The sequence below is a fragment of the Paenibacillus dendrobii genome, assembly GCF_009807035.1.
Lineage (GTDB): Bacteria > Bacillota > Bacilli > Paenibacillales > Paenibacillaceae > Paenibacillus_AQ > Paenibacillus_AQ dendrobii.
This window is the reverse complement of the sequence record NZ_WUBI01000002.1, coordinates 835,351-849,439: the sequence shown is the minus strand read 5'-3', so window position 1 is coordinate 849,439 and position 14,089 is coordinate 835,351. Positions and strand designations below refer to the sequence as shown.

Annotated in this window: 13 protein-coding genes and 3 riboswitches; of the genes, 8 read left to right on the top strand and 5 right to left on the bottom strand. The window is 52.1% G+C overall.

Annotated elements, in window-relative coordinates:
* Positions 1-8: 8 nt before the first annotated feature.
* Entirely contained in the window at positions 9-1,604 is a 1,596-nt protein-coding gene (locus GRF59_RS17600) for a UDP-glucose--hexose-1-phosphate uridylyltransferase (RefSeq protein WP_160498987.1), read from the top strand.
* Positions 1,605-1,761: 157 nt separating this feature from the next.
* On the top strand, positions 1,762-2,925 hold the full coding sequence (locus GRF59_RS17595) for an iron-containing alcohol dehydrogenase (protein WP_160498986.1): 1,164 nt from the start codon (positions 1,762-1,764) through the stop codon (positions 2,923-2,925).
* A 54-nt stretch (positions 2,926-2,979) separates the two neighbouring features.
* Here GRF59_RS17595 and GRF59_RS17590 read toward each other — a convergent pair whose 3' ends face one another.
* Both GRF59_RS17590 and GRF59_RS30020 read right to left on the bottom strand, forming a co-directional pair.
* Positions 2,980-3,249 carry a DUF4871 domain-containing protein gene (locus GRF59_RS17590; protein WP_272914998.1) on the bottom strand — a complete coding sequence of 90 codons (270 nt, stop codon included), beginning with the start codon at positions 3,247-3,249 and terminating at the stop codon, positions 2,980-2,982.
* Positions 3,249-3,377: a hypothetical protein gene (locus tag GRF59_RS30020; protein ID WP_272914997.1), complete on the bottom strand. Its 129-nt coding sequence runs from the start codon at positions 3,375-3,377 to the stop codon at positions 3,249-3,251. The genes GRF59_RS17590 and GRF59_RS30020 overlap by 1 nt, the downstream gene beginning before the upstream one ends.
* A 179-nt stretch (positions 3,378-3,556) precedes the next feature.
* On the opposite strand from GRF59_RS30020, the gene GRF59_RS17585 reads away from it, so the two are divergent.
* Positions 3,557-4,093, top strand: coding sequence for an NfeD family membrane protein (locus GRF59_RS17585; protein WP_160498984.1), 537 nt, complete (start codon positions 3,557-3,559; stop codon positions 4,091-4,093).
* Positions 4,093-5,628, top strand: coding sequence for a flotillin family protein (locus GRF59_RS17580; protein ID WP_272914996.1), 1,536 nt, complete (start codon positions 4,093-4,095; stop codon positions 5,626-5,628). The genes GRF59_RS17585 and GRF59_RS17580 overlap by 1 nt, the downstream gene beginning before the upstream one ends.
* A 270-nt stretch (positions 5,629-5,898) precedes the next feature.
* Here the strand turns inward: GRF59_RS17580 and gcvPB are convergent, their stop codons facing one another.
* The 3 genes from gcvPB to gcvT are packed head-to-tail and all read right to left on the bottom strand — an operon-like array spanning position 5,899 to position 9,823.
* Positions 5,899-7,356: an aminomethyl-transferring glycine dehydrogenase subunit GcvPB gene (gene gcvPB, locus GRF59_RS17575; RefSeq protein WP_160498983.1), complete on the bottom strand. Its 1,458-nt coding sequence runs from the start codon at positions 7,354-7,356 to the stop codon at positions 5,899-5,901.
* On the bottom strand, positions 7,353-8,705 hold the full coding sequence (gcvPA, locus tag GRF59_RS17570; protein ID WP_341480093.1) for an aminomethyl-transferring glycine dehydrogenase subunit GcvPA: 1,353 nt from the start codon (positions 8,703-8,705) through the stop codon (positions 7,353-7,355). The genes gcvPB and gcvPA overlap by 4 nt, the downstream gene beginning before the upstream one ends.
* A complete protein-coding gene (gene gcvT / locus GRF59_RS17565) occupies positions 8,702-9,823 on the bottom strand; it encodes a glycine cleavage system aminomethyltransferase GcvT (protein ID WP_160498982.1) in 1,122 nt (373 codons plus the stop codon). Before gcvT ends, gcvPA begins: the two co-directional genes overlap by 4 nt.
* Before the next feature lie 198 nt (positions 9,824-10,021).
* Positions 10,022-10,153: riboswitch (glycine riboswitch) on the bottom strand.
* 3 nt (positions 10,154-10,156) lie between these two features.
* Positions 10,157-10,255, bottom strand: a riboswitch (glycine riboswitch).
* A gap of 207 nt (positions 10,256-10,462) precedes the next feature.
* Here gcvT and GRF59_RS17560 point away from each other — a divergent pair.
* From GRF59_RS17560 to gcvH, 4 genes are all read left to right on the top strand, one after another.
* Positions 10,463-11,299: an ROK family protein gene (locus GRF59_RS17560; protein ID WP_160498981.1), complete on the top strand. Its 837-nt coding sequence runs from the start codon at positions 10,463-10,465 to the stop codon at positions 11,297-11,299.
* Between the two features lie 174 nt (positions 11,300-11,473).
* Positions 11,474-11,585, top strand: a riboswitch (glycine riboswitch).
* Positions 11,586-11,806: 221 nt separating this feature from the next.
* Entirely contained in the window at positions 11,807-12,481 is a 675-nt protein-coding gene (gene sdaAB, locus GRF59_RS17555) for an L-serine ammonia-lyase, iron-sulfur-dependent subunit beta (protein ID WP_160498980.1), read from the top strand.
* A gap of 7 nt (positions 12,482-12,488) precedes the next feature.
* Positions 12,489-13,412 (top strand): L-serine ammonia-lyase, iron-sulfur-dependent, subunit alpha, encoded by a 924-nt coding sequence (sdaAA, locus tag GRF59_RS17550; RefSeq protein WP_160498979.1) that lies wholly within the window; start codon positions 12,489-12,491, stop codon positions 13,410-13,412.
* 61 nt (positions 13,413-13,473) lie between these two features.
* Positions 13,474-13,866: a glycine cleavage system protein GcvH gene (gcvH, locus tag GRF59_RS17545; protein ID WP_160498978.1), complete on the top strand. Its 393-nt coding sequence runs from the start codon at positions 13,474-13,476 to the stop codon at positions 13,864-13,866.
* Positions 13,867-14,089 lie beyond the last annotated feature (223 nt).

Genomic DNA, 14,089 nt, shown 5'->3' with positions numbered 1-14,089 from the left:
GAAGAGCATTGAACACAGCAACGACAACAACCAGAACGCCCCACGAGCAAAAAGCGCTGCAAGCCATCGACCGGCTTGTACGCTTCGCGCAGGAACGCAAATTGATCGAGCAGCTTGACGAAGACTACAGCCGCAACCTGCTGCTGGAACTTTTCAGCTTCAGTGAACCTTATCTTGGGGAAGAGGAACTGGAGGCGCTTGAGGGACCACAGCCCGCTTTGGACGTATTGATTGACTACGGCTGCACCATCGGTCTGATCCCTGAGAATACGGACACCTACCGCGACCTTCTGGATGCCAAGATCATGGGCAACCTCATGGCTCGTCCTTCGGAAATAATCCGGGAATTCAAGAGCCTGGAGGATGCACAAGGTATTGAAGCAGCGACAGACCGGTTCTATCAGTTATCCATAGATACCAACTACATCCGGATGGATCGTGTGAATAAGAACGTATATTGGGAGCATGAATCCGAATATGGGGTTATCGAAATGACGATCAATCTCTCCAAACCGGAAAAAAGTCCGAAGGAAATTGCCATGGCGAAGCTGTTGCCGCCTCCGGTTTATCCGAAATGCCAGCTGTGTCGCGAGAACGTCGGATATGCAGGACGGGTCAACCATCCGGCACGCCAAAACCTCCGTGCAATACCGCTTGAGCTGAACGGCGAGCCGTGGTTTTTCCAGTATTCGCCTTACGTGTATTACAACGAGCATTGCATCATATTCCATCATGATCACGTGCCGATGAAGCTGACAAAAGACAGCCTGCGGCGCCTGCTGGCATTCGTGGATCTCTATCCGCATTATTTTATCGGTTCGAACGCAGATCTGCCTATCGTAGGCGGTTCCATTCTGACTCATGACCATTTTCAAGGGGGGCGTCATACCTTCCCGATTCAAAATGCGCCGAAAGAAGCGACTTTCTCGCATCCGGACTTTGCAGGCGTAACGGTCAGCATCGTCAAATGGCCAATGTCCGTGCTCCGTTTGACCGGAAAAGACAGCGGCGTATTGCTGGAGTTGGCCGATATGATCTATGAATCCTGGAAGCGGTATAGCGATCCGGCTGCGGACATTTTGGCCTTCAGTGAAGAGAACGGGGAAAAGGTGCGGCATAACACGGTCACGCCGATCGTACACCGTACCCCGGATGGAAGCTACGAGATGGACCTGGTGCTTCGCAACAACCGTACCAGCGAGGAGTATCCGGCAGGCATTTTCCACCCGCATGAGGAGATGCATCACATCAAGAAGGAAAATATCGGTCTGATCGAAGTAATGGGACTCGCGATTTTACCGGGAAGGCTGAAGGAGGAGCTGGATCTGACGGCTGACGTTCTTGCTGGCGATAGCGCCCTTTACGATGCCTTGATGAAGCAGGAAGATCATGCCTTAAAACTCCATAAGCCTTGGATCGTTCAGCTTGTTGCGGATTACGGCACGAACCATAGCAAGGAAGAGGCCAAGAAGCTCGTTCAGTCCGAGGTTGGCAACATCTTTGTGGAGATATTGGGCCATGCGGGCGTGTATAAGAGAAACGATGAGGGCAAAGAAGCCTTCCGCCGTTTTGTTTCAAATATCGGATGTAGTCCTGCGCAATAGTGATTTTTATCTGAAGACCGCTTCTGGCCTCTAGGCTAAATTCTTAATAAACCGCTCATTTCCGTGTATTCGGGGAAGGGCGGTTTGTTTCTTGTCAGCGCACAGGGGTATAATAGTTGAGCAACATTTATTTTTTTGACCTGGAGGCGATTTTGAAGTGAATTCTTTTGAATTTTATAATCCGACCAAGCTGATCTTTGGCAAAGGCAAGCTTGATACATTAAAGACTGAAGTGCCGAAATACGGCAAAAACGTTCTGTTAGTATACGGCGGCGGCAGCATCAAACGCAGTGGTTTGTACGATAACGTAAACGCGCTGCTGAAAGAAATCGGGGCAGAAGTGACCGAGCTGAGCGGCGTTGAACCCAATCCGCGTTTATCAACGGTCCATAAAGGTGTAGACCTGTGCCGCGAAAAGAACATCGATCTGATTCTTGCCGTCGGCGGCGGCAGCGTCATCGACTGTGCGAAGGCAATTGCCGTAGGGGCGAAATATGACGGGGATATGTGGGACTTCGTGGAACGCAAAGCGGCTCCGAAGGATGCCCTGCCGCTCGGAACCGTGCTTACGATTGCGGCAACCGGCTCGGAAATGAACGGCGGCTCGGTTATTACCAACGAAAAAACACAGGAAAAGATGGGATGGGGCAGTCCGCATGCTTACCCTGTCTTTTCGATTCTCGATCCGGTAAACACCTTTACGCTGCCTAAAGATCAAACGGTCTATGGCATGGTGGATATGATGTCCCATGTACTGGAGCATTATTTCCATACGGAAGAGAACACGCCGGTACAGGACGGTTTCTGCGAAACGATCCTTCGCACTGTGATGGATACGGCGCCGCGCCTGATCGGAGATCTGGAAAATTACGAGGATCGTTCCACCATCATGTACTGCGGAACGATGGCGCTGAACGGGATGTTGAACATGGGGTATGCCGGCGACTGGGCTACGCACAATATCGAGCATGCCGTATCGGCTGTATACGATATACCGCATGGCGGCGGCCTGGCGATCCTATTCCCGAACTGGATGAAATACAATCTTCCCACGAATCCCGAGCGTTTCCAAAAGCTTGCCGTGAACGTATTCCATATTGATCCAAGCGGCAAAACCGCCGAGCAGGTAGGTGAAGAGGGCATCCAGGCACTTCGCGAGTTCTGGAGCTCCATCGGCGCGCCAAGCCGCCTGGCGGACTATGACATCGACAACAGCCAAATCGACGTCATGGCCGAGAAGACGGTTCGTTTCGGGCCTTTCGGCAAATTCAGAACGCTCCAAAAAGAAGACGTGGTTGAAATTTATAAAATGTCTTTGTAAAAGGAAACGCTCCAAAGGCTTCCCGACGTGGGAAGCCTTTTTTGATGTTTTATTTTAATTTTGATCATCCGTCCAGGTTGCTTCCGCTTTAACGACCATACGGTCAAAATATTGGCCGTCCACGTAGATCAGAAGTCTCCATAATCCGGTTTTGGGCAGTTCCATGGAGCTAGGCAACGATTGATGTTTCTGGCTGCCGCTGAGCTTGGTATCGAGTATGGTAAGGACTTGCGTGGAGTCTTTCTTTACAGCCTTGACGTGCAATTGTCCGGACAAATTCTTCGTATCCCAAAGGTGCCATAGAAGTTTCCTGCGAAATATCATCAGCCGCCTTCTTTTTTTTTCGTGATTAAAAAAGCGAAATGCCAAACATCCTGCCCATAACCCTGCATCAACTCCTGTAGCGCGTCAGATGGATCATCAGAGATCATAACGCCGCCAGCGCTTTCCATACGTATTCCCCCCTCTTGTTGAAGTAGACAATCGACCGGAATTAAAGTTCCCGTGAAATCAAAAGTCGACATTTTCCTTTCCAAGATTTCATCAAGCAGGAAAGATTTGAAACAAGATCGAACCTTAATACGTATATCCTTATATAGACAGTTTGGAACATATTTAGGAGGATGCTACCATGGAAACGCTTTTTTGGAGCTGTCTGGCAGGCGGAATCCTGTTTGCGGTGGTCAGTGTGGTTTTGGGAGACCTGGTCAGTCATGCCCTTGACGGACTGCTCGACTTTTTGTCGGTCGATTTCCTGAAACCGATGGTCATCGCAAGCGCGGTAACGGTGTTTGGCGGAGCGGGCATTTTATTGACGCATTATACCTCTTGGGGCGGCGTGATTGTGGTTCTGCTGTCGGTGGTGATCGCTATATTGATCTCTGCGCTTGTGTACTTTTTTTATGTCAAGCCTATGGACAACAGCGAAAATTCCACCGGGTACTCCATCCGCGAGCTTTCCGGACGCATTGGCGAGGTTACCATACCGATTCCCGAAACGGGCTTCGGGGAGGTTATGATCAAGCTTGGTGCCGGAAATACCGTGCATATCGCCTCCAGTTTTGAGCGTCACCTGCTGTCTGCCGGTACACGGGTCGTTGTCGTCGATGTGCTTGACGGAGTACTGCGTGTCACCAAATTAGATGAGAGAAGAGGAGATGTTGTTTAATGGAATTGCCTGAGTACCTGATGATTCCCATTATTGTCGTAGGGGTTATTATTGTTCTGGGTTTGGCTTTTTGGGCTCGCTACAAGACGGTGGGACCGGATGAAGCCATGATCGTGACGGGGTCCTTCCTCGGCAGCAAAAATATTTCGGAGGATGATTCCGGCCGTAAAATCAAAATCGTCCGCGGGGGCGGCACGTTTATCCTGCCTGTCTTCCAGCAGTCGGAGTTTATATCGCTGCTCTCCCATAAACTGGACGTATCAACACCTGAAGTTTACACTGAGCAAGGCGTTCCTGTCATTGCCGACGGTGTCGCGATCATCAAGGTCGGAGGAACGATTGAAGATGTCGCTACAGCTGCGGAGCAATTTATCGGCAAGCCGATAGAGGCGCTGAAGAGCGAAGCCCAAGAAGTGCTCGAAGGACATCTGCGCGCGATTTTGGGCTCCATGACCGTGGAGGAAGTGTACCGTAACCGCGACAAGTTTGCGCAAGAGGTTCAAGGCGTTGCAGCACGCGATTTGAAAAAAATGGGCCTGCAAATCGTTTCCTTCACCATCAAGGATGTCCGCGACAAACAGGGTTATCTGGATGCACTTGGTAAACCGCGGATCGCAGCGGTGAAACGGGATGCCGAAATCGCTGAAGCTGAAGCCGTGCGTGACGCGCGTATTCAAAAGGCGAACGCGGAAGAACAGGGGCAGAAGGCGGAGCTGCTGCGCGATACGAATATCGCGGAAGCATCCAAGGAGAAAGAACTGAAGATTGCATCATTTAAGAAAGATCAGGATACAGCCAAGGCGGAAGCCGACCAGGCCTATCATATCCAGGAAGCGCGGGCCAAGCAGACCATGGTTGAAGAACAGATGAAGGTGGAGCTGGTCCGTAAAGAGCGGGAGATCGACCTGCAAGAAAAGGAAATCATGGTTCGGCAGAAGCAGTATGACGCCGAAGTGAAGAAAAAAGCGGATGCTGACCGCTACGCAGTCGAGCAGGCAGCGGAAGCAGATAAAGCACGCAGAATGCGCGAAGCAGACGCATTGCAGTACTCGATCGAAACGCAGGCCAGAGCGTCCGCAGAACAGAAGCGTCTGGAAGGCCAGGCGGTTGCCGATGCAGAGCGGGCTAAAGGTACGGCGGAAGCGGAAGTTATCCGCCTGCGCGGTTTGGCGGAAGCGGAAGCCAAAGAAAAGCTGGCGGAGGCATTCCAAAAATTCGGCGAAGCGGCCGTGCTCGACATTATCGTCAAGATGTTGCCGGAGCTGGCAGGGAAAATTGCCGAGCCGATCTCCTCGATCGACAAGCTTACGGTGGTCGATACAGGGAAAGGCGAAGGCGCAGCGCGTGTCAGCAACTATGTGACCGAGCTCATGGCTACGGCGCCTGAAATGCTGAAAAACGTGTCCGGCATCGATGTTGAAAGCCTAATCAAGAGCCTGACAGGCAAATCGAAGGTTGCTCCGGCGGTTGCCCAGCGTACTCCGAGTGAGCATGAACTGGTTAGCCTGGAAGCGGGAGCGGCACAAGAAGACTAATATGTAGTTTGCAGCTTTTTAATCCAGATCGGAGGGCTTGGGAGGAGTTTCATAGGGGTACCCGTCCCATGCCCTCTCACCGAAGTGTGCTGCAAGTGGTATTGAAGTTTGGGAGCTGCCAGCTATTGCCGGAAAGCTTCGCATACTCGGAGTCTCTCTAAGAAAAAGGGGTATCCCTAAGGTCTGTGGACCTTCAGGGATACCCTTTTTTAGATGCAAGCACAATTTGTTCCATTTGTACGATAAGATGCTGTCTAACTAGTCATCAACTTAGCTGCAGGCGCAGTTCAGGACTGGCTTGCGTGCAGCCGTCGTTTCGTCCAAACGGGTGACCGGCGTATCGTAGGGAGCATTCAGCAGCAGTTCAGGCTGCTCCTCGGCTTCCTTGGCAATTTGAATCATCGTATCGATGAAAGCGTCGAGCGTATCCTTGCTTTCCGTCTCAGTCGGTTCAATCATCATGCATTCCTCGACGTTGAGCGGGAAGTAGATGGTAGGCGGATGATATCCAAAATCAAGCAGCCGTTTGGCCACATCCAATGTGCGTACGCCGTATTTCTTCAGCGGCGTGCCGGACATGACAAACTCATGCTTGCAAATGCCTGGATACGGTATGTCAAAGTAAGGCTCAAGACGCTTCATCATATAGTTGGCATTCAGAACGGCGCATTCGGATACGCGGCGCAGGCCTTCCGGACCGTAGCTGCGCATGTAAGTGTAAGCGCGGACCAGAATACCGAAGTTGCCATAATAGGCTTTAACGCGGCCGATGGATTGGTCGCCGCTGTCGTCCAGCGTGAATGATCCGTCCGCGGTTTTCGAAACGAATGGACGCGGAAGGAACGGTACAAGCCGACTTTTAACGCCCACCGGACCGGCGCCGGGACCGCCGCCGCCGTGCGGCGTACTCATCGTTTTATGCAAATTCAAGTGAACAACGTCAAATCCCATGTCTCCTGGACGGGTAATGCCCATAATGGCATTGGAATTAGCTCCATCGTAATACAGCAGGCCGCCGGCTTCGTGTACGATTGCAGCGATTTCCTGAATTTGTTCTTCGAACAAGCCGAGCGTATTCGGATTGGTCAGCATCAGTGCAGCCGTATCGCTTCCGACGGCTGCACGGAGTGCCTCCAGATCGACAAGACCTTTGTCCGTCGAAGGGATGGTAATGGTCTGCAAGCCGGCAACGGACGCACTTGCTGGATTGGTGCCGTGGGAAGAATCCGGCACGATGACCTTGTTACGCTGCTCCCCGCGGCTTTCATGGTAGGCGCGGATCATCATCAGACCGGTCCATTCGCCGTGGGCTCCGGCAGCAGGCTGCAATGTAACGGCATCCATGCCAGTGAGTCCTGCGAGGTCTATTTGCAGCTGATACAGCAGTTCCAATGCGCCCTGGATGCTTTCTTCAGGCTGGTAGGGATGGATCTTCGCAAAACCGGCATAGCGGGCCACGTCTTCATTCACCTTCGGATTATATTTCATCGTACAGGAGCCAAGCGGATAGAATCCGTTGTCGACGCCGAAATTGCGTCGTGAGAGCTCCGTGTAATGGCGGATGACATCAACCTCGTAAACCTCCGGCAGAGCCGCAGGTTCGCTTCTCAGCATGGAGGATGGTATGACGGATTCAGCCTCCACCGCAGGTACGTCGAGCTCCGGCAGGGAATAGGCGATGCGGCCAGGGTGGCTCAGCTCAAATATCAATGCTTTTTCCTGTATCATAAACAGCCCTCCAGCAGTGATGCGAATTGGTCAATTTGTTCTCTGGTTCTGCGTTCCGTCACGGCTACCAACATATGGCCTTCAAGCTCCGGATAAGACCGGCCGAGGTCATAGCCACCGAGGAAACCTTCCTTCAGAAGCTTCGAATTCACTATGGAAGCGGACACGCCGTCAGGAAGCTTGATCACAAACTCGTTGAAATAAGGGGATGTAAAAGGCAGCGTCACACCAGGCACCTTGGCCAGGCGGTCTGCGGCATAGTGGCTCTTTTGCAGGTTCAGACGACCCACATCAATCATGCCTTGCTTGCCCATCACGGACATATATACGGAAGCGCAAAGCGCAAGCAGCGCCTGGTTCGAGCAAATATTGGAGGTCGCTTTTTCGCGGCGGATATGCTGTTCACGAGCCTGAAGCGTCAGCACAAAGCCGCGTTTTCCATTTCGATCTACCGTTTGGCCGACAATTCGGCCCGGCATTCTGCGCATATGATCTTTGGAAACCGCGAAAAATCCGCAAGTTGGGCCGCCAAGCGAAGAAGAGATGCCAAGCGGCTGGGCGTCACCCACGACAATGTCCGCTCCGAGTTTGCCCGGGCCTTCCAAAAGTCCGAGAGACATTGGATTGGTGCTTACGATCATCAGCCCTTTATGACCATGTATCAGATCACCGATTGAAGAGAGATCTTCGATCGAGCCGAAAAAGTTAGGACTCTGCACCAGTACGGCAGCAGTATCGTCGGAAACGGCCTTCGCAAGTTCCTCCAGGTCTGTCACGCCATTGGTTGTGCTTACCTCAACGATTTCAAGTCCCAGTCCATGCGCGTAGGTGTGAAGCACTTGTCTGGATTCCGGATGAACTGCTTTGGAGACTACGAGTTTGCTGCGCTTGGTGGCGGCACTTGCCAGCGAACCGGCTTCGGCTAGCGCCGTTGCGCCGTCATACATGCTGGCGTTGGCGACGGCCATGCCTGTCAGTTCACAAATATAAGATTGGAATTCAAAGATTGCCTGCAGCTCGCCTTGGCTGACTTCAGGCTGATAAGGCGTATAAGCGGTATAAAATTCCGATCTCGATACGACATGATTGATCACGGATGGAATATGATGGTCATACAGGCCGGCTCCCAGGAAACTTGGGTATTGGTCGGTATTGGCGTTTTTGGCGGCAAGCGCGGACAAATGGCTTGTAAGGGCATATTCGTCCAGCCCTTTCGAAACCGGCAGCTCACCCTTAAAGCGGATTTCGTCGGGAATATCTTTGAACAGATCTTCGATGGAATTCAATCCAACGGTTTTTAGCATTTCCTTCTGATCCTGCTCGGTCATGGGCAAATAACGGTGCTTCACTTGGAGTCAGCTCCTTTTCGGGCTCTTTTGTAGAATGGGGCACTTACCACTTCGGCTTTCAAACGTTTACCGCGCACGTCCACCTCAACCTGCGTGCCGATCGCGGCGTAGCTGCTTTCGATCAAGGCAAGCCCCAGATTGCGCTTGAGCGTCGGGGATTGAGTCCCGGTGGTGATTTCACCGATTTGCGTGTCGCCGGCATAAACCGGGTAATGAGAGCGCGGGATGCCGCGGTCGATCATTTCCACGCCGACCAATTTACGCGGAATACCGTCGTTCTTTTGCTGCTGCAGCGCTTCTTTGCCGATGAAATCATCGGCTTGGTTCAACTTCACGAAAAAGCCGATGCCGCCTTCCAGCGGGGAAATCTCCTTGGACAGCTCTTGCCCGTAGAGCGGCAACTTAGCTTCGAAACGAAGCGTGTCGCGGGCGCCAAGCCCGGCAGGCAGAAGTCCGTGAGCAACGCCATGTTCAAGCAATCCCTTCCATACGGCGGGTGCGTTTTCCGATGGCAGGTAAATTTCAAAGCCGTCTTCGCCGGTATAACCGGTTCGCGAAATCAGAACGGATGCTCCGAACAAAGTCACATGTTGTAAGAAGTGAAACGCTCCGAGCTTTGCCAGATCCGCATCAACGAGAGGGGCAATAATATCTTCTGCTTTGGGTCCCTGAAGTGCCAGGAGAGCTGTTTCTTCCGATTGATTGGTCATTTGAACGCCATCGCTCAGATGCTGTTGCAGCCATTCCCAATCTTTTTCGATATTCGATGCGTTAACCACCAGCATGTAGGACTGCTCTTCCAGCTTATAAACAAGCAGATCATCCACGACGCCGCCGTCCGGGTAACACATAGCACTGTACTGCGCCTGTCCGGGGACGAGGGCGGTTACGTCATTGACGGTCACTAGCTGGATAAAGCTTTCGGCTTTCGGGCCGCTTACCATGAATTCGCCCATATGGGATACATCGAATAGACCGGCTGCTTCGCGGACAGCCTCATGCTCTTTATGGATACCGCTGAACTGGACGGGGAGATCCCAGCCGCCGAAATCGATGCAGCGCACGCCGGAAATCTCAGCATACAAAGGATAGAGCGGAGTTCGTTTGAGCTCGGACACGTTAGTCACCTTCTCTTTTATTATTTTTTGATATAAGAATGTTGAAATTTCGAAGAGCTAACAACCTTATACCGCAAGAAAAGCTTCCGTAAAACGCAATCTGTCTTTTGTGAAAGTACGTCGATAGAGTTTTTCTTAACACAAAAAGGACAGGCAGAAGAACAAGCATGCCGTTTTTACGGCATACTGATCTTCATGCTCTGTCCTTGGTACCTGAGAGTTACCTTGCTATCCGGGCCAATAAGGGTTGAAAAGAGGTTCAAACCGTTTTAGCACCGGTCAACAAATTTCCCCTTGGGTGATTCTTCCGTTTAAGAATTCTCTCCAGAGATGCGTCCAATAATGGTCCTTTTGCCTGAGAGATTCACCCTCTTGCAAGGGCTTACTCCTTCGGCGTCACTAATAATCAGTAATCTCTCCCATTACCTTCATCCGCTATTGAATTGTCTTATTATCATTAATACTCAAAGGCCTGGGGAATGTCAACAAGATTATCCGTTGGAGGGCCTGATTCCCGGCAAGGAAGAAGCGCGTACCTACATACGGTTTTTCACTTATTTTTATGTATTGATTACAGTCCGAACGCGCTACAATACTTACAGGATACACCATTACGATCAATTCCAGGAGGTATCAAGCATGGAAAGAGTGGTCGGCGTCGATATCGGTTGCACGAAAATGTATCTGTATGCACAGGTTGACGGGCAGCATGTTGAAAAGAAGGTGCCCACCGGGCTGGATTGTCCGCGGGAGCGGCTGAAGCATGATATCGATACTTTTATTGACGCTCTGCCGTTTGTGCCGGACGGATTAGGCATGGCGGTACCCGGCCTGGTTGAAGGAGATTACCGGGTGAAACTTTCGGATATCGGTTCCCTGAGCGGGATTTCGACCGATTATTTTGGCGAAGGCAGATTTCCGGTACGGTTCATTAATGATGTGAAATCCGCTACCGTGGCCGAAACCGTTCACTACCGGGACAAAGACACCATTGCTGTCATTATGGCAGGCTCGGGCATCGCAATCGGCGTGTACTCGAAGGAACGCATGTTTACCGGAGCCCACGGCTTTGCCGGTGAATTGGGCTATTGTATAACGCAAACCGAACATGGTCCCAAAACGCTGGATAGCCTGGCAGGAGGCATCGGCATTCTCACGCAGGCCAGCTGCGGTATTGACGAATTTCTCGGGCGGATCACCAGAGAAGAGCCGGATACAATGGAGCTGCTGGCTCAAGCAGGTCATCATTTTGGACTTGCGCTGACGAACGTGATCCACTTGTTCAATCCGGACGTCATTGTTATAGGTGGTAGTACCGCCACTTATCCCGGATATATGGAACATGCGCTGGCAACTGCCCAGAAGCATACGATTCCCGAGATGTTCAAGAATTGCCTGATCGCAAAGGCAAGAGACAATAAGCGGATTGTGGCCCTTGGCGCCATGGAATACATACGAAGCGGGATGCAGTTATAGGCTGCTTAAACCATAACGGGAAGTTGGAGCAATCGTGCAGTGAAAACGCGGTGGCGGCAATATCGAGAAAAGGGGTTTCTGTTATATTGACACCGCCGCTTCGTCTGCATTATTCTTAAGGGGATTAGGATTGTAAATGGTTCCAAAATATAAATGATTTCCATATATAGCGGATGAAGGCGAACGGGAGAGACTGCCCTAAAGAAAGGGCGGCACCGAAGGAGCAAGCTGCACGCACGCACATGCTGGCGGCTAATCTCTCAGGTACAAGGAACCGTCGCCGGACGCGGCTCTGGAGAGAGCGTCAGCCACCCAAGGGGAACGCGAAAAAGATGATTTTTCGCTCAAACTCTCAGGTACAAGGGACAGAGAAAAAGGTGCTGCATACCTTTTTGCTGTCTTTTTCTTTTGGAAATTTGTAATGCTGATGGATCTGTTATCGTTATTCCATTTTGAAAACTGTGCAATTTCCTGACATGAATACCTATTACAGGAGCGTGGAAGTTCTTGAGATTCAAAAATGTATTTTCCATCATTGGACCGTCCATGGTGGGACCCTCCAGTTCCCACACTGCCGGCGCCGTACGCATCGGAAGGGTGGCGCGCCAGCTGCTGGGCTGCCAGCCGGAGAAGGCACAGATGACGTTGTTCGGATCATTTGCCGAGACCTACTGGGGACATGGTACGGATTTGGCTTTAACGGCCGGGCTGCTTAATTTTGATACGGATGATGAACGGATCCCGGAAGCGGATCTTGAAGCCGAGAAGGCCGGCATGGAGTTGGAATGGGTACAGGGAAGAGGCAACGGTCCGCATCCGAACTCCGTGAAGATCACGCTGCAGGCTGGTGGATGTAAGGCGGAGATTGTTGCGGCTTCCATCGGCGGAGGCACCATCGCCGTTTACTCTCTGAACGGTTTTGACGTGCAGATTACAGGGGAGTATCCTACGATCGCGGTTACCCACTCCGACAGCCAAGGCGTGCTTGCGAGCCTGACATCCCTGCTAAGCAGTGAGGGCATCAACATCGGCTATATGGACGTGGACCGCAAGGGACGCAGCGGAGCGGCGATGACCGTCTTTGAACTGGATTCGGCTCCGGCGAGGGTCCTGATTGAAGAGATGCTGAGGCTGCCTCATATTTTGGAAGTGACGATGATTGATTTGACCCAAAGGAGCTAGTTGACCTATGAGATTCGAAACGCTGGAACAGCTGGCAGACATCTGCCTGAAAGAGAACAAAACGATTGCCGAAGTGATGCTGGAGGATCAGGCCAAGGAAACGGGCGTCTCCGTTTATGAGGTTTTCCGTCAGATGGCCGAGTATTACAAGGTCATGAAGGAAGCCGTTCAGAAGGGGCTGACCGGCAACACCAAATCCCGGAGCGGGCTGACGGGAGGCGACGCCAAGAAGGTAGCGGATTATATGCAGCAGGGCGAATCGTCTCTTGGAGGACCGTCTGCCACGGCGATGGCCTATGCGCTTGCCGTCTCGGAAGTGAACGCCTCGATGGGCAGGATTATCGCCACGCCGACGGCGGGCTCTTGCGGGATCATTCCCGGCGTGTTCGTCAGCACGCAGGAACGCTTTGGCTGGGATGACGACAAGCTGGTTTACGGCTTGTTCACCGCCGGCGCGATTGGCTATGTCATTGCCAACAATGCTTCGATATCAGGGGCTGAAGGAGGCTGCCAAGCCGAAGTTGGATCGGCAATTGGCATGGCAGCCGGCGCCATGGTAGAACTGAGGGGAGGCTCGCCGCAGCAAGCGGTTCACGCGGTTGGCCTTGCCTTGAAAAACTGCCTTGGCCTCATTTGCGATCCGGTTGCCGGGCTCGTGGAAATCCCCTGTATCGTGCGCAACGGGCTGGGAGCTGTCACCGCGCTGGCTGCCGCCGATATGGCGCTTGCCGGCGTGGGGAGCATCATCCCTGCCGATGAAGTTATCGGCGTCATGCTGGAGGTGGGCAGTGCCATGCCGACCAAGCACCGCGAGACCGGCAAGGGTGGCCTAGCCGCAACACCTACCGGACGCAAGCTGACCAAAGAATTGGTGGAGCAGCGCCGAAGAAAAGCCAAGGAAGCCAAGCAGCCATCGTCAGACATGAATTAATGGGCTCATCCACAGTGAATGTCATCTGATCTTTACACTAATCGAAGGAGAGTTGAAAAAAATGAGCAATGTGAAAGAGAACCGTTGGTACAGCAAGGATCATGAATGGGTTGAAAAAGTAAGCGGAAACGTCGTGCGGATCGGCATTAGTGATTTTGCGCAGCATCAGCTGGGCGATATCGTGTTTGTGGAGCTGCCGGACGAAGGCACGGAAGTCAAAGCCGAGGAAACCATCGGGACGATTGAATCCGTAAAAACTGTATCCGACCTGTTTAGCCCTGTCGGCGGTCAAATCACGAAAATCAACTCGCAATTGAACGATGAACCTGAGCTCGTGAATAGTGAGCCTTATGAAGGCGGATGGATGGCAGAGATCGAAATTCAGGGTGACCTGGAGGAGCAATTGTCGGCACTGCTGAGCGCCGAGCAGTATGAGAAGTTCTTGGAAGAGTAGATTTAGGTAAGCAGAAAGGGCGTGCGGTTGACTCTGTCATCTGGCACGCCGTTTTTTATATCTATAGATCTTCGATAAGGTCTGGCGGAACACCCCCCGTGACCATGACAAGCAGTATTAAGCTAACAGAGGCAGACGGCTTTTCCGGCTGATAAAGCGGCTAAGCCGTTCCGGAGTCGATGACTGCGGGGGTTAATGCTGTAACTCTATTAAGTTTTTTCGT